The organism is Empedobacter stercoris (genome assembly GCF_020281205.1).
Lineage (GTDB): Bacteria > Bacteroidota > Bacteroidia > Flavobacteriales > Weeksellaceae > Empedobacter > Empedobacter stercoris.
Genome location: NZ_JACXZC010000012.1, coordinates 22,490 through 42,875, shown reverse-complemented (window position 1 = coordinate 42,875; position 20,386 = coordinate 22,490). Strand labels below are relative to the sequence as shown.

The window sequence follows — 20,386 nt, the reverse complement described above, 5'->3', positions numbered from 1 at the left end:
AAAAATACTAAATACAAAAAAAGCTCAATCGAAATTGAGCTTTAAAAATATTTTTTTGAGTTTGATTAATTCACCTTGCTCATTGTACGAACTCTAATTTCTTGTAAAACGTCTTCTACAGACATGCCAACATATGCACCTTCTTCTACAATTGGGTATAATTGGTCATAAGACATAATACGTGTATTGTCGATACGTAAATTAACATGAGAACGGTTAAAATCTCTGTGCGATTTAACACCTGTTGCAGAAATTAATTCAGATAAAATATGCATTGTTTTCTTGTGGAAATTATACATACGCGTTGCTTTATCTTCTACATCTAATCCCTTCATCAATTCACGATCTTGTGTTGCCACACCAACAGGACAAGTATTTGTGTTACATTGTAACGCTTGAATACAACCTACAGCCATCATCATGGCACGAGCAGAATAAACCAAATCAGCACCAATCGCCATAGCGCGTGCAATATGGAAAGAAGAAATTATTTTTCCTGAAGCGACCACACGAATATCTTTTTTAAGACCATAACCACGTAATGTATCAACCGCAAAAGCTAAACCATCTAATAATGGCATACCCAAAGAGTTAGAAAACTCTACAGGCGCAGCTCCTGTTCCTCCTTCTCCACCATCAATTGCGATATAATCTGGTTTAATACCTGTTTTGATCATTGCTTCACAAATCTCGATAAATTCACGTTTGATTCCAATGCATAATTTGAAACCAACTGGTTTTCCTCCAGATAAATCTCTCAATTGTTTGATGAAATGTAACATCCCTTCAGCATCAGAGAAAGCCGAGTGAGATGGAGGTGAATCTACAGTTGTATAAGGTTCTACAGCACGAATTGCTGCAATTTCTGGTGTATTTTTATTTGCTGGTAAAATTCCTCCGTGCCCTGGTTTAGCACCTTGAGAAATTTTCAATTCAATCATTTTTACATTTGGTAAACTTGCGCGCTCTACATATTTATCAGGGTCAAATCCTCCATCTTTTGCACGACATCCAAAATATCCTGTACCAATTTGCCAAATTAAATCTCCACCTGGTTGTAAGTGATAAGGAGAAATTCCTCCTTCACCTGTATTGTGAGCAAAGTTTCCTAATTTTGCACCTTTGTTCATTGCTAACACAGCATTTTCACTTAATGATCCGAAAGACATGGCAGAAATATTCAATAAACTTGCTAAATAAGGCTGCTTACATTCACTTCCTCCAACTTTAACACGTGGATCATCTGCATGTTTAATTTTACCTGCATACATCGAATGGTTTAACCATTCATATCCTGGTTCGTAAACATCTAATTGCGTTCCGAAAGGCACCGTATCAATTACATTTTTTGCACGACGATAAACCATACTACGCATCAAACGGTCGATCGGTTTTCCTTCTGTATCCGTTTCTACAAAATATTGCATGATTTCTGGACGAATACTTTCCAATAAATAACGGCCATGTCCTACAATAGGAAAGTTTCTTCTAATAGCATGTTTTGTTTGCGTAATATCGGCAATTCCTAAAGCAATTAAAGGAAAAATAATTATTAAAGACCAAAGAATTCCTGGCCAAAAATAAGAGATTACTCCAATTGCAACAAGAGTAATGATAGATCCTACTACGAAAAGTTGTCTTACTTTCATAAGTAAAAATTTAAATGATTTTGATTAAAAATTTGCTGTCAAATATATCTAAAAAAACTCGGTTTTATCGCTTAAATTCTGAAATAATTTGTTTTAAAATATTGATTTCAAACGTTAGAGAAAATTGCTTATTTCAAATAAGCTAACAATTATCGAATGTCGTGAAATAAAATGAAATATTATTCAATTTTTATTAAAAGATATTCAATCTTTCTATGAAAAGTTAAACGAATTATTCTTTGTATACTCGTGTTAAATCTAATAATTTGATTGGTCCCATTGAAAAATTCTTCACTTTTTTATTTAAAAACAACGTTGTCTGATCATAGAATAATGGTAGAATTGGCGCATTTTGCATCATCAATGCATCCATTTTTTGATATTTTTTTGCACGTTCCTCTGGATTATTGATTAAAAAAGCTTCTTCATACAATTTGTCGAATTCTACATTTTTGTAATGTGAATAATTTGGTCCTTCTGGTGCGAAATTTTTCGAATAATATAAGGACAAAAAGTTTTCAGCATCTGGATAATCTGCACCCCAATTTGCTCTAAAAAGTGTAAATTTCCCTGTCGATTTTCCATCGCGCATAGTAGGTCCAGGTACTACATTTACTTTTATTGGTAAACCAAGTTTAGCCATTTCAGCCGCAATATATTCACAAACATCTACGTATTCTTGCACAGTTGTCAACTCTATAGGCTCTATCTTGCCTATTGTTTTTTTATAACCATTGATTAATTCACGCGCTTTTTCAGGATTATATACATAACCGCTTTCAGCAGAATATCCAGGTAAACCTTTTGGTATGAAACCTCCATCAGCTTCAAAGGCTTGACCTTTCATCATGTATTTGATGATTTTATCTTTGTTCACTCCATAATTTAAGGCTTGACGCAATTTCAAATCAACTGCATTTGGTGCATCAAGATAAAAACACAAATAAACTGTACTTAAATAAGGAACTTTTTGAATTGTTAATAGATGCGCATATTTTGGATTCAAATCACCTATTGGATTCAGAATTTCATCTTTATAAGACGGATCCAAATCTGCCATCATATCTAAATTACCTTTGATTAATTCTAAAAATTCAGAATTTTTCTCTGGTAAAAAAGATAAATTAACCGCTTCTAAATATGGTAAACGTTGCCCTTTTTCATCAAATTCAAAATAAATTGGATTTTTTCTAAATACCATTTTCACGTTATCTTCCCAAATTTTAAACTGAAAAGGACCTGTACCGATAGGATGTTTGATGAAATCTTCGTTTCCATTTCTAAACATTTCTTTTGGAACAACAGAAGCATACTTCATCGATATTAAACCAAGAAAAGCAGGATACGCTTCTTTCAATTTAATCTCGAAAACTGTATCATTAATTGCTTTATACGAATCAATATTATTCATTATCCAACCACCAGAACCTCCAACTTTAGGATCTTTTAATCGATTAAAACTATATTCGAAGTCTGAAGCTGTCACAATTCTTGTAGAATCTTTACCAAACACTTCGTGCTTGTGGAAGTAAACATCGTTACGTAAATGAAAAACATAAGATTTACCATCTTCTGAAATCGACCAAGATTTCGCAATATCTGGTTGAATTTCCAATTGGTTATCAATCTTTACCAAACTATTGTATATCAAGTTACATGCCCAGTTATTGGCTTGTGTGCGTGCATTAATCGGATCTAAAGAAGAAATATTATCGTAACGATTAAGCTTAAATACTTTGTTTTCATCGATTTCTATTTTCTTGGAACACGAAAATACTGAAACGAATAACATAATGTAGATAAAGTATTTAGTCATCATAAAAAGGTGATTTTTTTATGTTTCAAAACTATGGATAATTTCTTAAATTTGCAGCTATGAATAATCAAACTAAAACAGTTGCATTTCATACATTGGGATGTAAGCTTAATTTTTCTGAAACTTCAACGATCGCGAGAAACTTGAAAGATAATGGTTATCAGAAAGTTGAGTTTACAGATTCTGCGAATGTGTACGTGATAAACACATGTTCGGTAACCGCAAATGCAGACAAAGAGTGCAGAACGATTGTGAAAAATGCAATGAAAGCAAATCCAGAAGGTTTTGTTGTCATTGTAGGTTGTTATGCGCAATTGAAACCGCAAGAAATTGCGGAAATGGAAGGTGTTGATTTGGTTTTAGGAGCTGCAGAAAAATTCAATATTGCTGAATATTTAGACGATATCAATAAAAAAGAAGAAACGATTGTACATTCTTGTGAAATTGAAGAGGCCGATTTTTACGTTGGTTCATACTCAATTGGTGACCGTACACGTGCATTCTTGAAAGTACAAGATGGTTGCGATTATAAATGTACCTATTGTACGATTCCTTTGGCACGTGGAATTTCACGTTCAGATACTGTAGAAAATGTGATCAAAAATGCGAATGAAATTGCACAAAAAGGAATCAAAGAAATTGTATTGACTGGTGTAAATATTGGTGATTATGGGAAAGGTGAATTCGGAAATAAAAAACACGAACATACTTTCTTAGAATTGGTGCAAGAATTGGATCAAGTTGAAGCAATTGAACGTATTAGAATTTCATCTATTGAACCAAATTTATTGAAAAATGAAACAATTGATTTTGTATCTAAAAGCAATCGATTTGTTCCACATTTTCATATCCCATTGCAATCAGGTAATGATGAAATTTTGAAAAAAATGAAACGTCGTTATTTATCAAATCTTTATTTAGATCGTGTAACGAAGATTCGAGAAGTAATGCCAAATGCTTGTATTGGCGTAGATGTGATTGTTGGTTTTCCTGGTGAAACTGAAGAATTATTTATGGATACCTATAATTTCTTGAACGAATTACCTATTAGCTATTTACATGTATTTACTTATTCTGAAAGAGATAATACAGAAGCTATCGAATATGATGGTGTTGTAGATCAAGGAGAGCGTAAACGTCGCAATAAAATGTTGCGTATACTATCGGAGAAAAAACGCCAAGCTTTTTACCAATCTCAATTAGGATCAACTCAAAAAGTGCTTTGGGAACATGACAACAAAGATGGAAAAATGTTCGGATTTACAGAAAATTATGTAAAAGTTCAGACGGATTTTAATCTTGAATTAGTCAATCAAACACAACTTGTAGATTTAGTAAGAATCAATCACAATGGTATTGTTGAAGTAAAAATTAACGAGTTAGAATTAGCCTAATAAATTTTGTAAATATTAGTTAAAAAGAAGTTCAATTGTTTTGAGCTTCTTTTTTTTAATTTAACTTTACATTTAGGAATAATAATTGTAGTTTTAATAAAAAATTAAGGTCATGAAAATTATACATTTTACTTTTATAATTTTGTTGTCTTTATTTGTAACGAGCTGTGGTACAGTTCAGGTAAGTACAGATTATGATAGATCAGCAAATTTCGCAACGTATAAAACTTATTCTTTCCATCAAAAAGGCTTGGATAAGCTGAAGGTGAACGATTTAGATAAAAACAGATTAATTGCCGCAATTGATGCACAAATGGCAGCAAAAGGTTTTACAAAAGTAAATACTGATGCCGATTTGGTAGTTAATTTATTAACAAGTTCAAAAGAACAAATTTCTGTAAACAATAACAATTGGGGGTATGGTCCTTACGGATACTACGCCGGTTATTATGGAAATAGTGTTTCATCTTATCAAGCAGGCACAATTGTTCTTGACATTGTAGATGACAAAAGAAATGTATTGGTATGGCAAGGTGTAGGATCTGATCTGAACTTGAGTAATATTAGTGCAAAAGCGGAAAGAATACCGAAAGCTATTGAAGAAATATTAGCTAAATTTCCACCACAACCAAAACAATAATTTTAAACTATTTTATCATATTAGCTCTTCCAGAGAAGAGCTTTTTTTGTGGAATGAAAATTGTATTAAAAAAAACTTTAATTTTGTTAAAAAATATACAATAACTTATGAAAAATTTAAAAACCAATCTATTAAGCTTAATCTTATTAAGTTTATCTACTTTGTCTTTTGCTCAAATGGAATATGGAGTAAAAGGTGGTGTAGGACTTAGTAATACAACTATTGTTCATGGAGTTTCTAAAGAGAGAGTTGGATTTTTAGCTGGAGGTGTAGCGAAATATCAATTAACAACACGAAATGAAAACCACTATTTACAAGCCGAAGTTTTATATACTACTCAAGGAGAATATTCATTATATAAAGAAGGGGGCGATAAATATAAAGCGTTCTTGAACTATATCAATATTCCAATTATGTATAAATACTATTTTGATGATCAAGGAAAAGATTTCTTTGTTGAAGGAGGACCACAATTAGGTTTCAAAGTATCAGAAAAATTTGATGTAGGAGAACCAGAAAGTGAAAATAATATCCCAAAATCGTTTGATTTGGCTTTTAATATTGGGGGTGGTTATTCTATTGATAGAAAATATGAAATCAATTTACGCTATCAGTATGGATTAATTGACACCTATGACTATACTCGTTGGGACAATGGAACGAATCGTTCTTCTTTCTTAACATTAGGACTTACTTATTTTTTTAAATAAAATTTAAAAAGTCGCTCATATTCAACTATAGAGCGACTTTTTTTTGTGTTAATCTGAATGAATTATTTTTTGATAAATTTAATTGATTCTTTTGATGTATCTGTTTCAACTTTGATGATATAAATTCCTTTCGTTAAGAAATTCAAATCAACTTTATTATTCATTACTTTATCTGAACTCCACACTTTTTGCCCAGCTAAATTGTACACTTCTACAGCATTTACTTTTGCTTTTGTATTAATCGATAGTTCATCAATCACTGGATTAGGAGAAATAGTGGTAGTATTTTTCTCTAACACATTTTCGTTTGTAGCTAATTTTTTTTTTCAATTTAATGACAAAACCTTTCAAATCCATTCTTCCCAATTGATTCCAATTCCTCCAATATATTAACCATTAGGTGACATACCAGTTGGTAAAACAAACGTAAATCCTTTATCTTCTAAACCAACTTCTTTTACATAATCGTCTACTTTTATCATCCCTTTATCCTTGAACCAAATAAAACCTTCACCATCTGTTTTTGTAGCATACCATGGTTTGGCATATCCAATTGCAGTATTCCCATCATCAGAAATAGCTACAATAGAAGTGCTAAATTCTGGATCTGGATGAACAATTTTTGTATAAGCATTTGTAGTTACATTAAAGATATAAGCTTCTGGATCATTGAAACCTGCAATAATATTTCCGTCTGCAGAAACAGACAACGCTTCACCGACAAGATTTCCTTCTGCATCAGTAATATGTGTTTGAACACCATTTTTCCAATATACACCTTTTCTCCATCCATTTTCATTATCTTGCCAACCAACTACAACAGATCCATCTGCATTCACCGAATTTGCTCTTGCACTTCTACCTGCAACTGTTGTATCAAATTCTTTTATTCCGTTTTTCTTATCCCATACAATAGGAATTGCCAATGCAGCTGTTTTAAATTTTAATCCTACAACGGTTTCACCAGTACTTGACATACCCTAAGATGAAGTATCTTTTCCTCCCAAAAATTCCCATTTTTCCTCAGAAGGATAATAAATAGCCATTTCATCATTCCCTGTTTCAGGATTTGTCATAGTTCCTGAAATCAAAGTTCCATCAGCAGAAATAGTTGTATTTCCAGAAATGTAATCTTCTGTACCTCCGATTTCTCCAATAATTTTTGGTCCCTCCTCTTTTGTCCACTTAAAATGTACGACACCAGCCGCATTTCCTACAGCTTCACCATTATTTGATATATCTGTAACCTGTGCCACGTACCCACATCATAAACCTGTGCGTTCGAATTTAAAAGCATTAATAAAGTAAATGCTGATAAGTAAATTTTCTTCATAATTATTAAAGTGTTAATTCAATACTTTAAAATTAAACTATTTTATCAACAGATGGATAGAAGGAAAAGCAAATAGATTTATTTTCCTAAAAATTAAAGAATAATTTATTGATTAACAATTAATTATTTAAAAAATTTACTCTGTTTAAAAAGAAGAAATTCTTGAAATTCATTTATTAAAAAACAGAATACAATAATATTAATTAGAAAATATCATAAATCAAAAAAGCCATTCTTTCGAATGGCTTTCAATTTATGGATTGTTAGAATGTTCTTGTATTACAATTCTAAAGCTCTTTTAGCATCACCTCCCATTAATACATTTAATGGATCTTCTACCGCTTCTTTAACTGCAACTAAGAATCCAACAGATTCGCGTCCGTCAATAATACGGTGGTCATAAGATAAAGCAACATACATCATTGGAGCAATAACAATTTGTCCGTTTTTAACAACTGGACGCTCAACAATATTGTGCATTCCTAAGATACCAGATTGAGGTGGGTTGATAATTGGAGTAGACATCATTGATCCAAATACACCACCATTTGTGATTGTAAATGTACCTCCTGTCATTTCATCAACTGAAATTTTTCCGTCACGTACTTTGATTGCTAAATCTTTGATAGATTGCTCAACACCACGGAAAGTTAAGTTTTCTGCATTACGAACTACTGGTACCATCAAACCTTTTGGTCCTGATACTGCAACAGAAACGTCTGCAAAATCAAATTTAACTTGGTAGTCACCGTCGATCATAGAGTTTACATCTGGGTACATCTCTAATGCGCGAGTAACTGCTTTTGTAAAGAATGACATAAATCCTAAACCAACACCATGTTTCGCTTTGAATTCGTCTTTATATTGATTACGTAAAGCAAAAATTGCTGACATATCAACTTCGTTGAATGTTGTTAACATTGCAGTTTCATTTTTAACAGAAACTAAACGTTGTGCAATTTTACGACGTAATGATGATAATTTTTTCTCTGATTGAGCACGTGTTCCTTGAGTAGAAGTCCCCATTGCTGGAGTAAAACGAACTGCGTCATCTTGAGTGATACGACCGTCACGTCCTGATCCTTTTACTTGAGAAGCGTCAATACCTTTCTCATCTAAAACTTTTTTAGCAGCTGGAGATGGAGTTCCAGTAGCATATGTTGTAGCTGGAGCAGCAGGTGCTGGTGTTGCAACTGGAGCTGGAGCAGCTTTCACTTCTTCTTTTACTTCAGCTTTAGGAGCTTCAGCGCTTCCTCCTGCTGGTTTAGCAGCTGATGTATCAATAAGACAAACAACTTGTCCTACTTCTACAACATCACCTTCTTCAGCTTTCAAAGTGATAATTCCACTTTCTTCTGCTGGTAATTCTAATGTTGCTTTATCTGAATCAACCTCTGCAATTGCTTGGTCTTTTTCTACGTAATCACCGTCTTTTACTAACCACGTAGCGATTTCTACTTCTGTTATTGATTCCCCTGGTGATGGGACTTTCATTTCTAACATATCTATTAGCTTTATTTTTTAATTGAATACTTTATTAATTACCTCTTCGTAAATTGCAGCCCAACGTTTGCTTGAACCTGGTGCTGTTGCTGCACTTTCTGCTGGTGAAACTACGTCGAATGGATATTTTCTTAATTTACGTAAGATATACATCCAAGCTCCCATGTTTTCTGGCTCTTCTTGTGCCCAAACCAATTTAGCATCACCAAATTTAGAGATGATAGTATCTACTTTTTCTTCGTTTAATGGATATAATTGTTCTAAACGAATAATTGCAGTTTCTTTATCTCCTAATTCTTGGCGTTTTTTGTCTAAGTCATAGTAGATTTTACCTGAACAGAAAACTACTTTTTTCACTTTCTTAGCATCTACTGTTACATCTTCGATGATTTCTTGGAAACCTCCATTTGTGAAATCTGCTAATGATGATACAGCTGACGGATGACGTAATAAAGATTTTGGAGACATGACAACCAATGGTTTACGGTAATCAGTAACGACTTGTCTTCTTAATGCATGGAAGAAGTTCGCTGGAGTTGTGATGTTTGCAACAAACATATTGTTACCAGCACACATTTGTAAGAAACGCTCTAAACGTGCTGAAGAGTGCTCTGCTCCTTGTCCTTCATATCCATGAGGCAATAACATCACTAAACCGTTTTGTAATTTCCATTTATCTTCAGCTGCAGAAATGTATTGATCGATTACAATTTGTGCTCCATTCACGAAATCTCCAAACTGAGCTTCCCAAATTGTTAATGCTTTTGGATTAGCCATTGCATATCCATAATCAAAACCTAAAACTGCATACTCAGATAATAATGAATTATAGATTCTTAATTGACCTTGCTCATCATTAATATGGTTTAATAAAATAATTTCTTCTTCTGTGTCTTCAGTTTTCACAACTGCATGACGGTGAGAGAATGTTCCACGCTCTACATCTTCTCCAGAAACACGTACATTACGTCCGTCTGTTAAGATAGAACCGAAAGCTAAAGCTTCTCCTAATCCCCAGTCAATTTTATCTTCTTCAATCATTTTTCCACGTCCTTCAATTAAACGAGAAACTTTTTTGATTAATTTTTTACCTTCTGGAACTGTAGAAACAGCTTTTGCAATTTCTTTTAATTTTGCTTCATCGTAAGCAGTATTTGCTTGTTCAAAAACTTTTGCATCATCAGCAATTTCAAATCCTTCCCACTCTTCTGGCATAAAAGGGAAGATATGGTTACGTTCGATTTCTTTAGAAGCTTCGAAGTTTTTTTCTAATAACGCTTTAAATTCAGCTTCTTTTTGTTTTACAATTTCTTCTCCAATTACACCCTCTTTTAATAATTGTTCCTTGTAAATTTCACGAGGATTTGGGTGTTTAGAGATTACATTATATAATTTAGGTTGAGTGAATTTTGGTTCATCCCCTTCGTTATGTCCATATTTACGGTATCCTAATAAATCGATGAATACATCAGATCCGAATTCTGCACGATAATCTGCTGCAAAACGGAAAGCATGAACTACCGCCTCTACATCATCAGAATTTACATGCATTACAGGAGACAATGTTACTTTCGCAACATCTGTACAATAAGTAGATGTACGGGCATCTAAATAATTTGTTGTAAATCCGATTTGGTTATTTACAACAACGTGTACTGTACCACCTGTTTTATATCCGTCTAATCCTGCCATTTGAACAACTTCGTAAACGATTCCTTGTCCAGCTACAGCAGCATCACCATGAATTAAGATTGGAATAATTTTAGAATAATCATCTTTATAATCTTCCTCAGCTTTTGCACGTGTAATCCCCTCAACAACTGCATCTACAGTCTCTAAGTGAGATGGATTTGGTGCTAAATTGATTTTGATTTCTTTTCCATTCAATGCTTTGATTTGATTAGATGATCCCATGTGATATTTAACATCACCAGCCATCAAATCTGTATCAAACGCTTTTCCTTCGAATTCTGAGAAGATTTGAGAATATGATTTTCCAAAAATGTTAGCCAAAACATTCAAACGTCCACGGTGAGCCATCCCTACGATAACCTCTTGTACACCGTGATCTGCAGAACGATTAATCAATGTATCCAAAGCAGGAATCAATGATTCATTTCCTTCTACTGAGAAACGCTTTTGTCCAACATATTTAGTGTGCATAAAGTTCTCAAAAGCAGTAGCTTCATTCAACTTTTCTAATACACGCTCTTTCTCCTCTTTCGATAATTTTGGTTGATTCAAGTTTTGGTTTAACCAATTCTGAATCCAATTAATTCTTTGAGGTTCTCTAACATACATATACTCGATTCCGATAGATTCGCAGTACATGTTTTCTAAGTGTCCAATGATTTCACGTAAAGTGATTGGCCCACCGATTCCCAAAATTTCACCAGCGTTGAATGTTAACCCTAAATCAGCATCAGTCAAACCGAAGTTTTTGATATCTAATGAAGGTTCAAAAGTTCTACGCGCTCTAACAGGGTTAGTTTTTGTAAACAAATGTCCACGAGTACGATAAGCATCAATTAAGTTGATCACTTTAAACTCCTTTTGTACATTGTCTGGAACTTGAGAAACAACGGCAGGATTCACCCTTGCTTGCGTTGTTTGATTACCTTTGTTAGGTGCTGGTGCAAATAATGGCTCTCCATCATATGTTGCATTTGCAAAGTCATACCCTTGGAAAAAAGCTTTCCAACTTGGTTCAATACTATCCGGATATTGGACGTATTGATCATATAAGTCGCCTATAAACTCTAAATGAGCGGCATTTAAAAACGAAAAACGATCCATAAATTTTACTCTCTATGAGATTTAGCTACAAAAATAAACTATTTAAGGCTTTAAAAAAAATTACTTTCATCATATTTATCTTATTGCGCCATAAAAATATATTATAATCAAATAATGATTACATTTGATATAAATTTAAGAAAGATTTTACATTTAGATGAGAAATTTTCTAACAAAAAAAATAAACAAACGTTGGATTGGCTTCTTTATAATAATTGTTATTTTTTCCATTACCATTTGGTCAAGTAACAAAATTGTAGAAGAATTAAAACTTGAAGAACATAATCGTGTAGAAAATTATGCCCGATCGTTAGAGTTAATTAGCTCATCAGAATTTTTAGATTCTAAAACGCAAGATTTTTTATTTAAATTAATAAAAGACAACAAATCTATTCCGGTTGCACTTGTAGATGAAAAAGGAATTATTGTAGATACTAAAAACATTGATGAATCAATTGTAAAAGATTCTGTAAAATTAGAGAGGTATGTACAAAAAATGAAATCAATTAACCAAACTATTGAAATCGAATTAATTGGTTCTAAAAATTTTGTTTACTTTAAAAACTCCAAACTTTTAAGTCAATTACAATACTATCCACTTATCATTATTTTATTGATTTTAATCTTTTTTGGTTTTTCGTATTGGTATTTCAAAACTATTCGCGAAACCGAAAAAAGTTATTTATGGGCTGGAATGGCAAAGGAAACTGCGCATCAAATTGGAACACCACTTTCTTCTCTGATGGGTTGGGTCGAACTTTTAAAATTAGAAGATATTGATCAGATATCCGTTGTGGAAATTGAAAAAGATGTTGATCGTCTAAAACATATTGCTGAACGTTTTTCTAAAATAGGTTCGACTTCTGAGTTGAAACCAATCGATTTAATCTCGACCTCTAAACAAACGGTTGATTATATTTCGCAACGTATATCAAAAGGTATTGAAATTAATTTCAGAACAGATGTGAAAGAGTTTAAGATCAACCTCAATACTTCCTTATACAGTTGGGTAATCGAAAATTTGATGAAAAATGCAGCTGATGCCATGCAAAATAAAGGCGTATTGGATATTACCATTACGACAACCAATAAATTTGTGGAAATTACTATTGCTGATACTGGATCTGGCATTCCAACAAAATTACAAAGAAAGATTTTCGAGCCTGGATTTACAACCAAAAAACGTGGATGGGGATTGGGTTTATCGTTAGCAAAACGAATTATAGAAGATTATCACAAAGGAAAAATATTTGTTGCCAAATCCTCTAAAGAAACTGGAACTGAATTTAAGATTTTGTTGAGGAAATAACTTCAAAGATTAAAGCTATAGAAGTTAGAAAACTTTTTCTCTAATTTCTATAGCTTTATACTAAAAATATCAAGCTTTCACTCCTATATAAATCTCAATTTCGGCATCAGCAGGGTTTTGTGCTTTTTCGGTGTATAATTCGTAGTCGTATATATACGTACGATTTAGATTTGCGTCATCATTCCAGATATCATTCCAAGTTTTCGCTACAGCTTCATGCAATTCTCCTTTGGCGATATATTTCTTAAACGTTTGAGGTTGAAATTCTCTTCCAACCATTCCTTCTGGAATTTCATCTAAAGAAGAAACTTCACAACCAATAATTGTTGTATATTTTCCTTTAAAATCACTTTCGTAATCTGTATAAATGGAATAAATATTAGCATTGATTTTATTAGGAATCTTTTCGATAATACTATCCGTAAAAAATTGATGCCATAATTTACCTAAATCTTCAATCGCTTGGTGATTATTATTTGAAGTCTGAACTGAAATTCCAATAATTTTCAATGTATTCATTTTGTTATCGTTTAAAATCCTAAAATCATTTTTGCAATCGAAAAATAAATTAACAGCCCAAAGATATCATTACTTGTTGTAATAAACGGACCTGTTGCAATTGCTGGATCTACGCCATATTTATGCAACGTAATAGGAATAAATGTCCCAATTAAACTTGCTAAAATCATAACAATTACTAAGGCCAATACTATTGTAGAAGAAATTTCATAGCTCGTGCTCATTAAAAAATGTGTTGCGACTAATAATACAAGCGCTAACAAAGTACTATTTAACAAGGCTAATAACATTTCTTTTCCGAGTCTTTTCCAAATAGGACCAGAAATATTACTATTAGCCAACCCTTGAACAATAATTGCGGAAGATTGCACGCCAACATTTCCTGCCATGGCAGCAACAAGTGGTGTAAAAAAGAATAGTTGAGGATACAAATCCATTGCATCGCTAAAACTTTGAGATACATTTACTGCAATAAAACTACCTACCAAAGCCAATAAAAGCCAAGGTAAACGAGCTCGTGTTAACTTCAAAATACTATCGTCCGAATCTACATTTTGCGTAATCCCTGCTGCCAATTGATAATTTTCTTCAGCTTCTTCACGAATTACATCAATCACATCATCTACCGTAATCACTCCAACCAAACGCATCAATTCATCTACAACGGGAACTTCGTACAAATCATATTTCTCAATCACTTTGGCAACTTCCAAGTCAGTTGTATAGGTTTTTATATATTGTATTTTTTCGTTGTAAACATCGGCTACTTTAGAATTTGCAGAAGTTGTTAACAAACGTTTTAAACTCAATGTCCCAAGTAATTTATCATCTTCATCGACCACATAAATCGAAAAAACTTCTTCAAAATCCTCTGCTTGTTTACGCATTTGTTTAACAGCTGTAATCACCGACCAATCTTTATTCACTTTGATCAACTCTTTACCCATCAAACCACCGGCAGTGTCTTCGTCATATCGTAATAAATCAACAATTTCTCGGGCGTGTTCTTGGTCTTCTAACTGCGCAATTACCTCATCTTTCCTTTCGTCCGAAAGCTCGTTAATCACATCAACAGCATCATCGGTATCCATCTCGTTAATCACATCTTCTGCAATTTCTTTTGCAGTAAGTGTTTTCAGAAATTTACGTCGATCATCCTCTTCTAATTCAAGAAGAATATCAGCAGAAATTTCGTTATCGAGCAAATCAATTACAAAAGACTGTTCCTTGGTCGAAAGTTCATCAAACAACTCGGCAATATCGGCGGGGTGCAAATCTTGCAACATCTTCTTTACCTCTTTTGCATTTTGTTGATTGATTCTTTCTGTTAAAAGTTCAATAAAATCTTTTGTAATTTTCACCTCCATAATCTATTTCATTCTTTTCGTTAATTCAATAAAATCTTCGACAGATAATTGTTCTGCGCGCATACTCATAAATTCGTGATCGTTTAAATCTTCAGGAATTCCTATAGCTTTCAACGAATTACGAAGCGTTTTTCTTCTTTGTCCAAAACCAGCTTTCACTACTTGAAAAAATCGTTTTTGTTCAACTCCTTCTATTTCTGTTCTGTAACGCTTCATTATAATAACACCTGATTTCACTTTTGGTGGTGGTGTAAAAACGTGTTCTGGCACAGTAAACAAATAATCGCAATGGTAGTACGCTTGCGCTAACACAGAAAGTATACCATAATCTTTTGTACCTTTTTTAGAGGCAATACGTTCGGCAACTTCTTTCTGAAACATTCCACAAACTTCGGGAACTGTGTGACGCTCTTCTAACGCTTTAAAAATAATTTGCGAAGAGATATTATACGGAAAATTTCCTAAAATAGCAATTTGTTCATCAAATTTTGATGAGAAATCCATTTTCAAAAAATCCTCAGAATGAATTTTAAATCCTGGATAAAATGGTTGATAATATTCTTTTAAATACTCAACAGATTCATTATCAATCTCTACAACCTCTATATTTTTCTTTGCTTGTAAAATATATTTTGTCAACACTCCCATTCCTGGTCCAATCTCCAACACACGATCATATCCTTGCCAAGTCAATCCTTCAGCAATATCTCGTGCTATATTTTCGTCATTCAAAAAATGCTGACCTAAATGTTTTTTAGCTTTTACTTTCAAAAATTCTAAATTTTAAGTTTTCTTTAACCAACTTACCGTAGAATATATACGGAATATCTTTCTTGCGAAATAAGTTTTTTTTATCTTAGCCCCAAAATTAACCCAAATGTCAAAAACGAACGATAAATTTGAGAAAAAAAGACTGCGCTCTTCTAACATTACTGTTGTGATTAGTATTTCGCTTGTTTTATTTCTATTAGGTATTTTCGGCTTAATTGTCATTAATGCACAAAGTTACGCAGAACATCTAAAAAGAGAGTTAAAAATCGAGGCATATTTTAAAGATGTCGAAGATCCGAAATTAAAAGATAAGGAACTCGATTTACAAAAATCTTATATCGATTCGTTAAAAATTAAATACCCTTTTGTTGAAGCTACACAATATATTAGCAAAGAAGAGGCTGCAAAAATTGCCAAAAAAGATTTAGGTACAGATGGTAGTGATTTCTTCGAAGAAAGTATTTTCCCTGCTTCGGTTCAAATTACGTTGAACCCTGCAATGATAGAATATGTCGAACAAATTGACTCGATCAACAAAGTTTTAGCAAAAAATCAAATCATAGATGAAGTAAAGAGTGATAAAGAAGCAATGGTAACGATTTATCATAGTATCAACAACATTACGTTTTGGATTATGATATTTGCTGTTATCTTCTTGATAATTGTAGTTGTATTAATCAACAATTCTATCCGCCTGAAAATTTATGCGAAACGTTTTAGCATTAAAACAATGCAATTAGTAGGTGCTCGTAGACGTTTTATTGTAAAACCGTTCTTAATAGAAGCAGCTATTTTAGGTTTCTTAGCAGCATTTATTGCCGTTATTGGTTTAGGTTTCTTGTGGTATATTTTAGCAACAAAAGTAGGTTTGGTTATTTGGAACCCTAACTTTACACTATTAATCCTTATTCTTATTGGAATTGGTGTTGTAATTGCGGTATTTAGTACATTGTTTGCTGCATGGCGTTATTTAAGATTAAAAACTGATCAACTTTATTAATGAAATCAAATTCTATCGATACAACAAAAAAATCAGCAGTTACAAATACTGCTGGTTTTACTTTTTTATTCGGAAAAAGAAATTACATTTTCATGGCAATTGGTGTTGCACTAATTGGTCTTGGCTTTTTATTAATGACAGGACACGATGCCAACACAAGACCTGATGGAACTTGGGATGCTAATTATTGGAACGACGAAATCTATTCTTTCCGAAGAATTAGATTAGCTCCATTTTTAGTTGTTGCAGGTTTTATCGTTGAAATTTATGCCATTTTAATCAATCCGAATAAAGAAAAATAATGAATACTTTACAAGCAATTATCATTGCTATTATAGAAGGTCTTACCGAATATTTACCAATTTCTTCTACAGCGCACATGGGATTTACCGCTGCGTTGATGGGAATGCCAGAAAGCGAATTCTTAAAAATGTTTCAAGTTTCAATACAATTTGGAGCTATTTTATCAATCGTTGTGTTGTATTGGAAAAAATTCTTTGACTTCAAAAATTTTAATTTCAACTTTTACATCAAATTAGCATTAGCTGTAGTTCCTGCGTTAATTTTAGGAAAATTATTTGATGATAAAATTGAAGCTGTTTTAGGAAATCAGATCGCAATTTCTGGTATGTTAGTTTTTGGAGGTATCATCTTATTATTTGTAGATAAATGGTTCAAAAACCCTAAAATTGATGATGAAAAAGAAATTACCATAAAGAAAGCAATCATTATTGGTTTTTGGCAATGTTTAGCCATGATGCCAGGAACTTCTCGTTCTGCCGCTTCAATTATTGGTGGTATGACGCAAGGTTTAACACGCAAAGCTGCTGCCGAATTCTCTTTCTTTTTAGCTGTACCTACGATGTTGGCTGTTACCGTCTATTCGATCTTCGTAAAAACATGGGGCGAAAATACCGCTAACCCAATGAAAGGTTACGAAATGATTTTACAAGATCAACATCATATTACTTTATTTATCATTGGAAATGTGGTTGCATTTATCGTTGCCTTGATCGCTGTAAAAACATTTATTGCTGTTTTAACAAAATATGGTTTCAAGTTTTGGGGTTGGTACAGAATAATTATCGGAATTATTTTATTGATTTATTTCTGGAACACTACTCCATCTCAAGTAGAAAAAGACAATGCCGCTTCAGTAGATACTACAATGATTCAGCACAACTAAAATGAACGTAGAAAAAATACAAGAAGGTCACGTTTTTTTGATTGACAAACCACTTGATTGGACTTCTTTTGATGTAGTCAATAAAATTCGTTGGAACATCAGAAAAGCTTATAATTTAAAGAAAATAAAAGTTGGTCATGCTGGAACTTTAGACCCTAAAGCCACTGGTCTTTTATTGGTTTGTACAGGTAAATGGACAAAACGAATTGACGAATTTCAGGCACAAGAAAAAACGTATACAGGAACAATCAAATTAGGCGTAACTACTCCAACTTATGATTTAGAATCAGAAGAAAACGAAATTTTTCCTACAGAACATATCACAGAAGAAATTATTCACGAAACAACGAAACAGTTTATAGGAGAAATTGAACAATTTCCACCAATGCATTCGGCAATTAAAGTGGACGGAAAACGTTTGTACGAATTGGCACGTGATGGTCAAGAAATCGAACGAAAAGCACGTAAAGTTAATATTCTCGATTTCAAAATAACAAAAATAAATTTACCTTTTGTTGATTTTGAAGTGAATTGCAGCAAGGGAACGTATATACGTTCGTTGGCTTATGATTTTGGAAAAGCTTTAAATTCGGGAGGATATTTAACTGCATTAAGACGAACGAAAATTGGAGAGTTTGATGTAATCAATTGCGAAAATTTAGCTTTAGAAAGAAGTTATTTTGAAGAAGAAGATCAAACAGAAAAAGAATTATAATATATACAAAAGCTTGAATAAATGTTCAAGCTTTTCTTTTTATAATGTAGTCAAAACTTTATTGATTTCTTCACTTACTTGTTTTGGTTTTTGCATCACCATAATATGCGTTCCTCCATCTATTTGTATAGCATCTTTGATGTATTCAATCGGAAAAACGATATCTTTTGTTCCATGAATGTGCGTTACATTTTTTTCGTGATAAGCAGCAGAGTGTTCCCAATTAACAATCTTATGAATCGACCATTTTAAATAATCCGCATTTTTAAACTCAAAAATATCATCTATATTATCTTTTTCACGATCTGTATAATACAACTTTCTCATCATCATATAAGAAAATGTTCGATCTGAAGTTAAAAAACTCATTGGAATTATTTTATGCGCATTAATCAACGCAGAAAATCGAAATAATTTAGGAATCTCTGTTCTATTCTTAACTGTAGAAATTAAAAATGTATGAGCGGGATCAATAAAACGATTCATTTCTTGTACAATTATTCCTCCAAAAGATAATCCCATCAAAAGAAATTCTTCTGTGGGATTTATTTTATCTAATAATCGTTCAGCATAATGGGCCAAAGTTTCGTCTTTCTCTGGGTCTAACCAAGGAATATAAACTTGCTCAAAATCTTGTTCCAAGCGCAGATTTCTAAATGCATTTGCATTTGCGCCTAATCCACTTACTTGATAAATTTTCATATCTTATTATAATATATCTTTCTTTTTTGAGTAATCTGTAGGGCGTACACCAATCACTTTTTGAAAAGTATTACTAAACGTTGGTAAACTATTGTACCCTACCATAGTTGATATTTCGCTAATAGAATATGTATTGTCAATCAATAATTGTAAAGCACGTAACATTCTTAGAATGGTAAAATACTGCACAAATGTCATATTCAAATCTTTTTGAAATAAACGTGACAATGAACGTTCTGAAAAACCAAATTCTGCTGTAATTTTTTTCATTGTAATCGAAGAATCCATATTATCATCTAAGAATTGTACAATTTTTTTCAAACGTTCATCATGTGGAAGTGGTAAAGCTAATCGTAAACTGCTTTTACTTACTTTAGGTAAAATTTCTTTAAATGCTTGTGCGATTACATATTCACTTCTGTTTTCAGGTACTATATCACCCTTCCATTGATTAGAGAACAATAAAAGTTCTAAGAGTAAACCATCAGTTGGGTAAATTCCTACTTTTTTATAAAACGAATTATCGCTTTCATTTATAGGAAAATATAAATTTCTCATGATCACATCTGGTGTATTTGGGTGTATACTGTGCTCAACATGAGGCGGTATCCACATATAGTGTCTTGCAGGTAAATAAAAAGTATCTTTTCCTATTTTGACATACACTATTCCTCCCTCACAATAAAGAAATTGTGCTTTATTGTGTTTGTGTTCTACAACGTATGCCTCCGAAATTTCCTTGTGGTAACAGAAAATTGAGGTTGGTAGTTTATCAATTTCGGTTAGGTAGTATCGTGTTTCGAATTTATTATCTAAGTGTATATTCATAGTTTTTTAATCTGTGAACTAATATAATAATTTATTTGATATAATGTATCAAGTACACAAATAAAAGTGTCTGAAATGAATAATTATTTGACTATTATTGATATTGACTTTTTATTAAATTATATAATATTTGTAATTCCCTCTACTG

Annotated in this window: 20 protein-coding genes; 8 read left to right on the top strand and 12 right to left on the bottom strand. The window is 32.5% G+C overall.

Translation table 11 applies throughout. From position 1 onward, the window contains the following. Window positions 1-65: 65 nt before the first annotated feature. Both IF125_RS07385 and IF125_RS07380 read right to left on the bottom strand, forming a co-directional pair. On the bottom strand, window positions 66-1,649 hold the full coding sequence (locus tag IF125_RS07385) for an FMN-binding glutamate synthase family protein (RefSeq protein ID WP_225542028.1): 1,584 nt from the start codon (window positions 1,647-1,649) through the stop codon (window positions 66-68). Between the two features lie 232 nt (window positions 1,650-1,881). Continuing rightward, a complete protein-coding gene (locus IF125_RS07380; protein WP_225542027.1) occupies window positions 1,882-3,468 on the bottom strand; it encodes an ABC transporter substrate-binding protein in 1,587 nt (528 codons plus the stop codon). Window positions 3,469-3,524: 56 nt separating this feature from the next. On the opposite strand from IF125_RS07380, the gene mtaB reads away from it, so the two are divergent. The 3 genes from mtaB to IF125_RS07365 all read left to right on the top strand — a co-directional run bounded on the left by mtaB (window position 3,525) and on the right by IF125_RS07365 (window position 6,209). Next, complete coding sequence (gene mtaB / locus IF125_RS07375) at window positions 3,525-4,859, top strand: tRNA (N(6)-L-threonylcarbamoyladenosine(37)-C(2))-methylthiotransferase MtaB (RefSeq protein WP_225539335.1); 1,335 nt, start codon at window positions 3,525-3,527, stop codon at window positions 4,857-4,859. Window positions 4,860-4,971: 112 nt separating this feature from the next. Next, window positions 4,972-5,499, top strand: a complete 528-nt coding sequence (locus tag IF125_RS07370) for a DUF4136 domain-containing protein (protein ID WP_171622654.1) — start codon at window positions 4,972-4,974, stop codon at window positions 5,497-5,499. A gap of 107 nt (window positions 5,500-5,606) precedes the next feature. Then, window positions 5,607-6,209, top strand: a complete 603-nt coding sequence (locus IF125_RS07365; RefSeq protein WP_171622653.1) for a porin family protein — start codon at window positions 5,607-5,609, stop codon at window positions 6,207-6,209. A gap of 62 nt (window positions 6,210-6,271) precedes the next feature. Here IF125_RS07365 and IF125_RS07360 read toward each other — a convergent pair whose 3' ends face one another. From IF125_RS07360 to IF125_RS07340, 5 genes are all read right to left on the bottom strand, one after another. After that, the gene (locus tag IF125_RS07360) at window positions 6,272-6,508 is read right to left on the bottom strand and encodes a T9SS type A sorting domain-containing protein (protein ID WP_225542026.1); all 237 of its coding nucleotides are present in this window, start codon (window positions 6,506-6,508) and stop codon (window positions 6,272-6,274) included. A 90-nt stretch (window positions 6,509-6,598) separates the two neighbouring features. Next, on the bottom strand, window positions 6,599-7,186 hold the full coding sequence (locus IF125_RS07355; RefSeq protein WP_225542025.1) for a hypothetical protein: 588 nt from the start codon (window positions 7,184-7,186) through the stop codon (window positions 6,599-6,601). 3 nt (window positions 7,187-7,189) lie between these two features. Beyond that, window positions 7,190-7,465 carry a hypothetical protein gene (locus IF125_RS07350; RefSeq protein ID WP_225542024.1) on the bottom strand — a complete coding sequence of 92 codons (276 nt, stop codon included), beginning with the start codon at window positions 7,463-7,465 and terminating at the stop codon, window positions 7,190-7,192. Between the two features lie 356 nt (window positions 7,466-7,821). Next, window positions 7,822-9,045 (bottom strand): 2-oxoglutarate dehydrogenase complex dihydrolipoyllysine-residue succinyltransferase, encoded by a 1,224-nt coding sequence (gene odhB, locus IF125_RS07345; protein WP_188319783.1) that lies wholly within the window; start codon window positions 9,043-9,045, stop codon window positions 7,822-7,824. A gap of 18 nt (window positions 9,046-9,063) precedes the next feature. Next, window positions 9,064-11,841 (bottom strand): 2-oxoglutarate dehydrogenase E1 component, encoded by a 2,778-nt coding sequence (locus IF125_RS07340; protein ID WP_171622649.1) that lies wholly within the window; start codon window positions 11,839-11,841, stop codon window positions 9,064-9,066. 157 nt (window positions 11,842-11,998) lie between these two features. Here IF125_RS07340 and IF125_RS07335 point away from each other — a divergent pair, with 157 nt between their 5' ends. Continuing rightward, window positions 11,999-13,150, top strand: a complete 1,152-nt coding sequence (locus IF125_RS07335; protein WP_188319782.1) for a sensor histidine kinase — start codon at window positions 11,999-12,001, stop codon at window positions 13,148-13,150. A 69-nt stretch (window positions 13,151-13,219) separates the two neighbouring features. Here the strand turns inward: IF125_RS07335 and IF125_RS07330 are convergent, their stop codons facing one another. From IF125_RS07330 to rsmA, 3 genes are read right to left on the bottom strand one after another with little or no spacing between them, the layout of a single operon-like run. Beyond that, window positions 13,220-13,660, bottom strand: coding sequence for a GyrI-like domain-containing protein (locus IF125_RS07330; RefSeq protein ID WP_171622692.1), 441 nt, complete (start codon window positions 13,658-13,660; stop codon window positions 13,220-13,222). Between the two features lie 20 nt (window positions 13,661-13,680). Further along, on the bottom strand, window positions 13,681-15,036 hold the full coding sequence (mgtE, locus tag IF125_RS07325; protein WP_225542023.1) for a magnesium transporter: 1,356 nt from the start codon (window positions 15,034-15,036) through the stop codon (window positions 13,681-13,683). 3 nt (window positions 15,037-15,039) lie between these two features. After that, window positions 15,040-15,807, bottom strand: a complete 768-nt coding sequence (gene rsmA / locus IF125_RS07320) for a 16S rRNA (adenine(1518)-N(6)/adenine(1519)-N(6))-dimethyltransferase RsmA (RefSeq protein ID WP_225542022.1) — start codon at window positions 15,805-15,807, stop codon at window positions 15,040-15,042. A gap of 106 nt (window positions 15,808-15,913) precedes the next feature. Here rsmA and IF125_RS07315 point away from each other — a divergent pair, with 106 nt between their 5' ends. The 4 genes from IF125_RS07315 to truB are packed head-to-tail and all read left to right on the top strand — an operon-like array spanning window position 15,914 to window position 18,708. Beyond that, on the top strand, window positions 15,914-16,807 hold the full coding sequence (locus IF125_RS07315; RefSeq protein ID WP_225542021.1) for a cell division protein FtsX: 894 nt from the start codon (window positions 15,914-15,916) through the stop codon (window positions 16,805-16,807). Then, window positions 16,807-17,109 (top strand): DUF3098 domain-containing protein, encoded by a 303-nt coding sequence (locus IF125_RS07310; protein ID WP_225542020.1) that lies wholly within the window; start codon window positions 16,807-16,809, stop codon window positions 17,107-17,109. Before IF125_RS07315 ends, IF125_RS07310 begins: the two co-directional genes overlap by 1 nt. Then, the gene (locus tag IF125_RS07305; RefSeq protein WP_225542019.1) at window positions 17,109-17,993 is read left to right on the top strand and encodes an undecaprenyl-diphosphate phosphatase; all 885 of its coding nucleotides are present in this window, start codon (window positions 17,109-17,111) and stop codon (window positions 17,991-17,993) included. The genes IF125_RS07310 and IF125_RS07305 overlap by 1 nt, the downstream gene beginning before the upstream one ends. A gap of 1 nt (window position 17,994) precedes the next feature. After that, the gene (truB, locus tag IF125_RS07300) at window positions 17,995-18,708 is read left to right on the top strand and encodes a tRNA pseudouridine(55) synthase TruB (RefSeq protein ID WP_225542018.1); all 714 of its coding nucleotides are present in this window, start codon (window positions 17,995-17,997) and stop codon (window positions 18,706-18,708) included. Between the two features lie 39 nt (window positions 18,709-18,747). Here the strand turns inward: truB and IF125_RS07295 are convergent, their stop codons facing one another. Beyond that, the gene (locus IF125_RS07295) at window positions 18,748-19,410 is read right to left on the bottom strand and encodes an alpha/beta fold hydrolase (RefSeq protein WP_171622641.1); all 663 of its coding nucleotides are present in this window, start codon (window positions 19,408-19,410) and stop codon (window positions 18,748-18,750) included. A gap of 6 nt (window positions 19,411-19,416) precedes the next feature. Continuing rightward, window positions 19,417-20,238, bottom strand: a complete 822-nt coding sequence (locus IF125_RS07290; protein ID WP_225539341.1) for an AraC family transcriptional regulator — start codon at window positions 20,236-20,238, stop codon at window positions 19,417-19,419. Window positions 20,239-20,386 lie beyond the last annotated feature (148 nt).

What these genes read in the sequence shown, in the direction of transcription:
- IF125_RS07365 (WP_171622653.1), top strand. Translation starts at nt 5,607, where the DNA reads ATGAAAAATTTAAAAACCAATCTATTAAGCTTAATCTTATTAAGTTTA.
- IF125_RS07305 (WP_225542019.1), top strand. Translation starts at nt 17,109, where the DNA reads ATGAATACTTTACAAGCAATTATCATTGCTATTATAGAAGGTCTTACC.
- mtaB (WP_225539335.1), top strand. Translation starts at nt 3,525, where the DNA reads ATGAATAATCAAACTAAAACAGTTGCATTTCATACATTGGGATGTAAG.
- mgtE (WP_225542023.1), bottom strand. Translation starts at nt 15,036, where the DNA reads ATGGAGGTGAAAATTACAAAAGATTTTATTGAACTTTTAACAGAAAGA.
- IF125_RS07355 (WP_225542025.1), bottom strand. Translation starts at nt 7,186, where the DNA reads ATGTCAAGTACTGGTGAAACCGTTGTAGGATTAAAATTTAAAACAGCT.
- IF125_RS07310 (WP_225542020.1), top strand. Translation starts at nt 16,807, where the DNA reads ATGAAATCAAATTCTATCGATACAACAAAAAAATCAGCAGTTACAAAT.
- IF125_RS07335 (WP_188319782.1), top strand. Translation starts at nt 11,999, where the DNA reads ATGAGAAATTTTCTAACAAAAAAAATAAACAAACGTTGGATTGGCTTC.
- IF125_RS07315 (WP_225542021.1), top strand. Translation starts at nt 15,914, where the DNA reads ATGTCAAAAACGAACGATAAATTTGAGAAAAAAAGACTGCGCTCTTCT.
- IF125_RS07295 (WP_171622641.1), bottom strand. Translation starts at nt 19,410, where the DNA reads ATGAAAATTTATCAAGTAAGTGGATTAGGCGCAAATGCAAATGCATTT.
- IF125_RS07370 (WP_171622654.1), top strand. Translation starts at nt 4,972, where the DNA reads ATGAAAATTATACATTTTACTTTTATAATTTTGTTGTCTTTATTTGTA.
- IF125_RS07340 (WP_171622649.1), bottom strand. Translation starts at nt 11,841, where the DNA reads ATGGATCGTTTTTCGTTTTTAAATGCCGCTCATTTAGAGTTTATAGGC.
- odhB (WP_188319783.1), bottom strand. Translation starts at nt 9,045, where the DNA reads ATGTTAGAAATGAAAGTCCCATCACCAGGGGAATCAATAACAGAAGTA.
- truB (WP_225542018.1), top strand. Translation starts at nt 17,995, where the DNA reads ATGAACGTAGAAAAAATACAAGAAGGTCACGTTTTTTTGATTGACAAA.
- IF125_RS07380 (WP_225542027.1), bottom strand. Translation starts at nt 3,468, where the DNA reads ATGATGACTAAATACTTTATCTACATTATGTTATTCGTTTCAGTATTT.
- IF125_RS07385 (WP_225542028.1), bottom strand. Translation starts at nt 1,649, where the DNA reads ATGAAAGTAAGACAACTTTTCGTAGTAGGATCTATCATTACTCTTGTT.
- IF125_RS07290 (WP_225539341.1), bottom strand. Translation starts at nt 20,238, where the DNA reads ATGAATATACACTTAGATAATAAATTCGAAACACGATACTACCTAACC.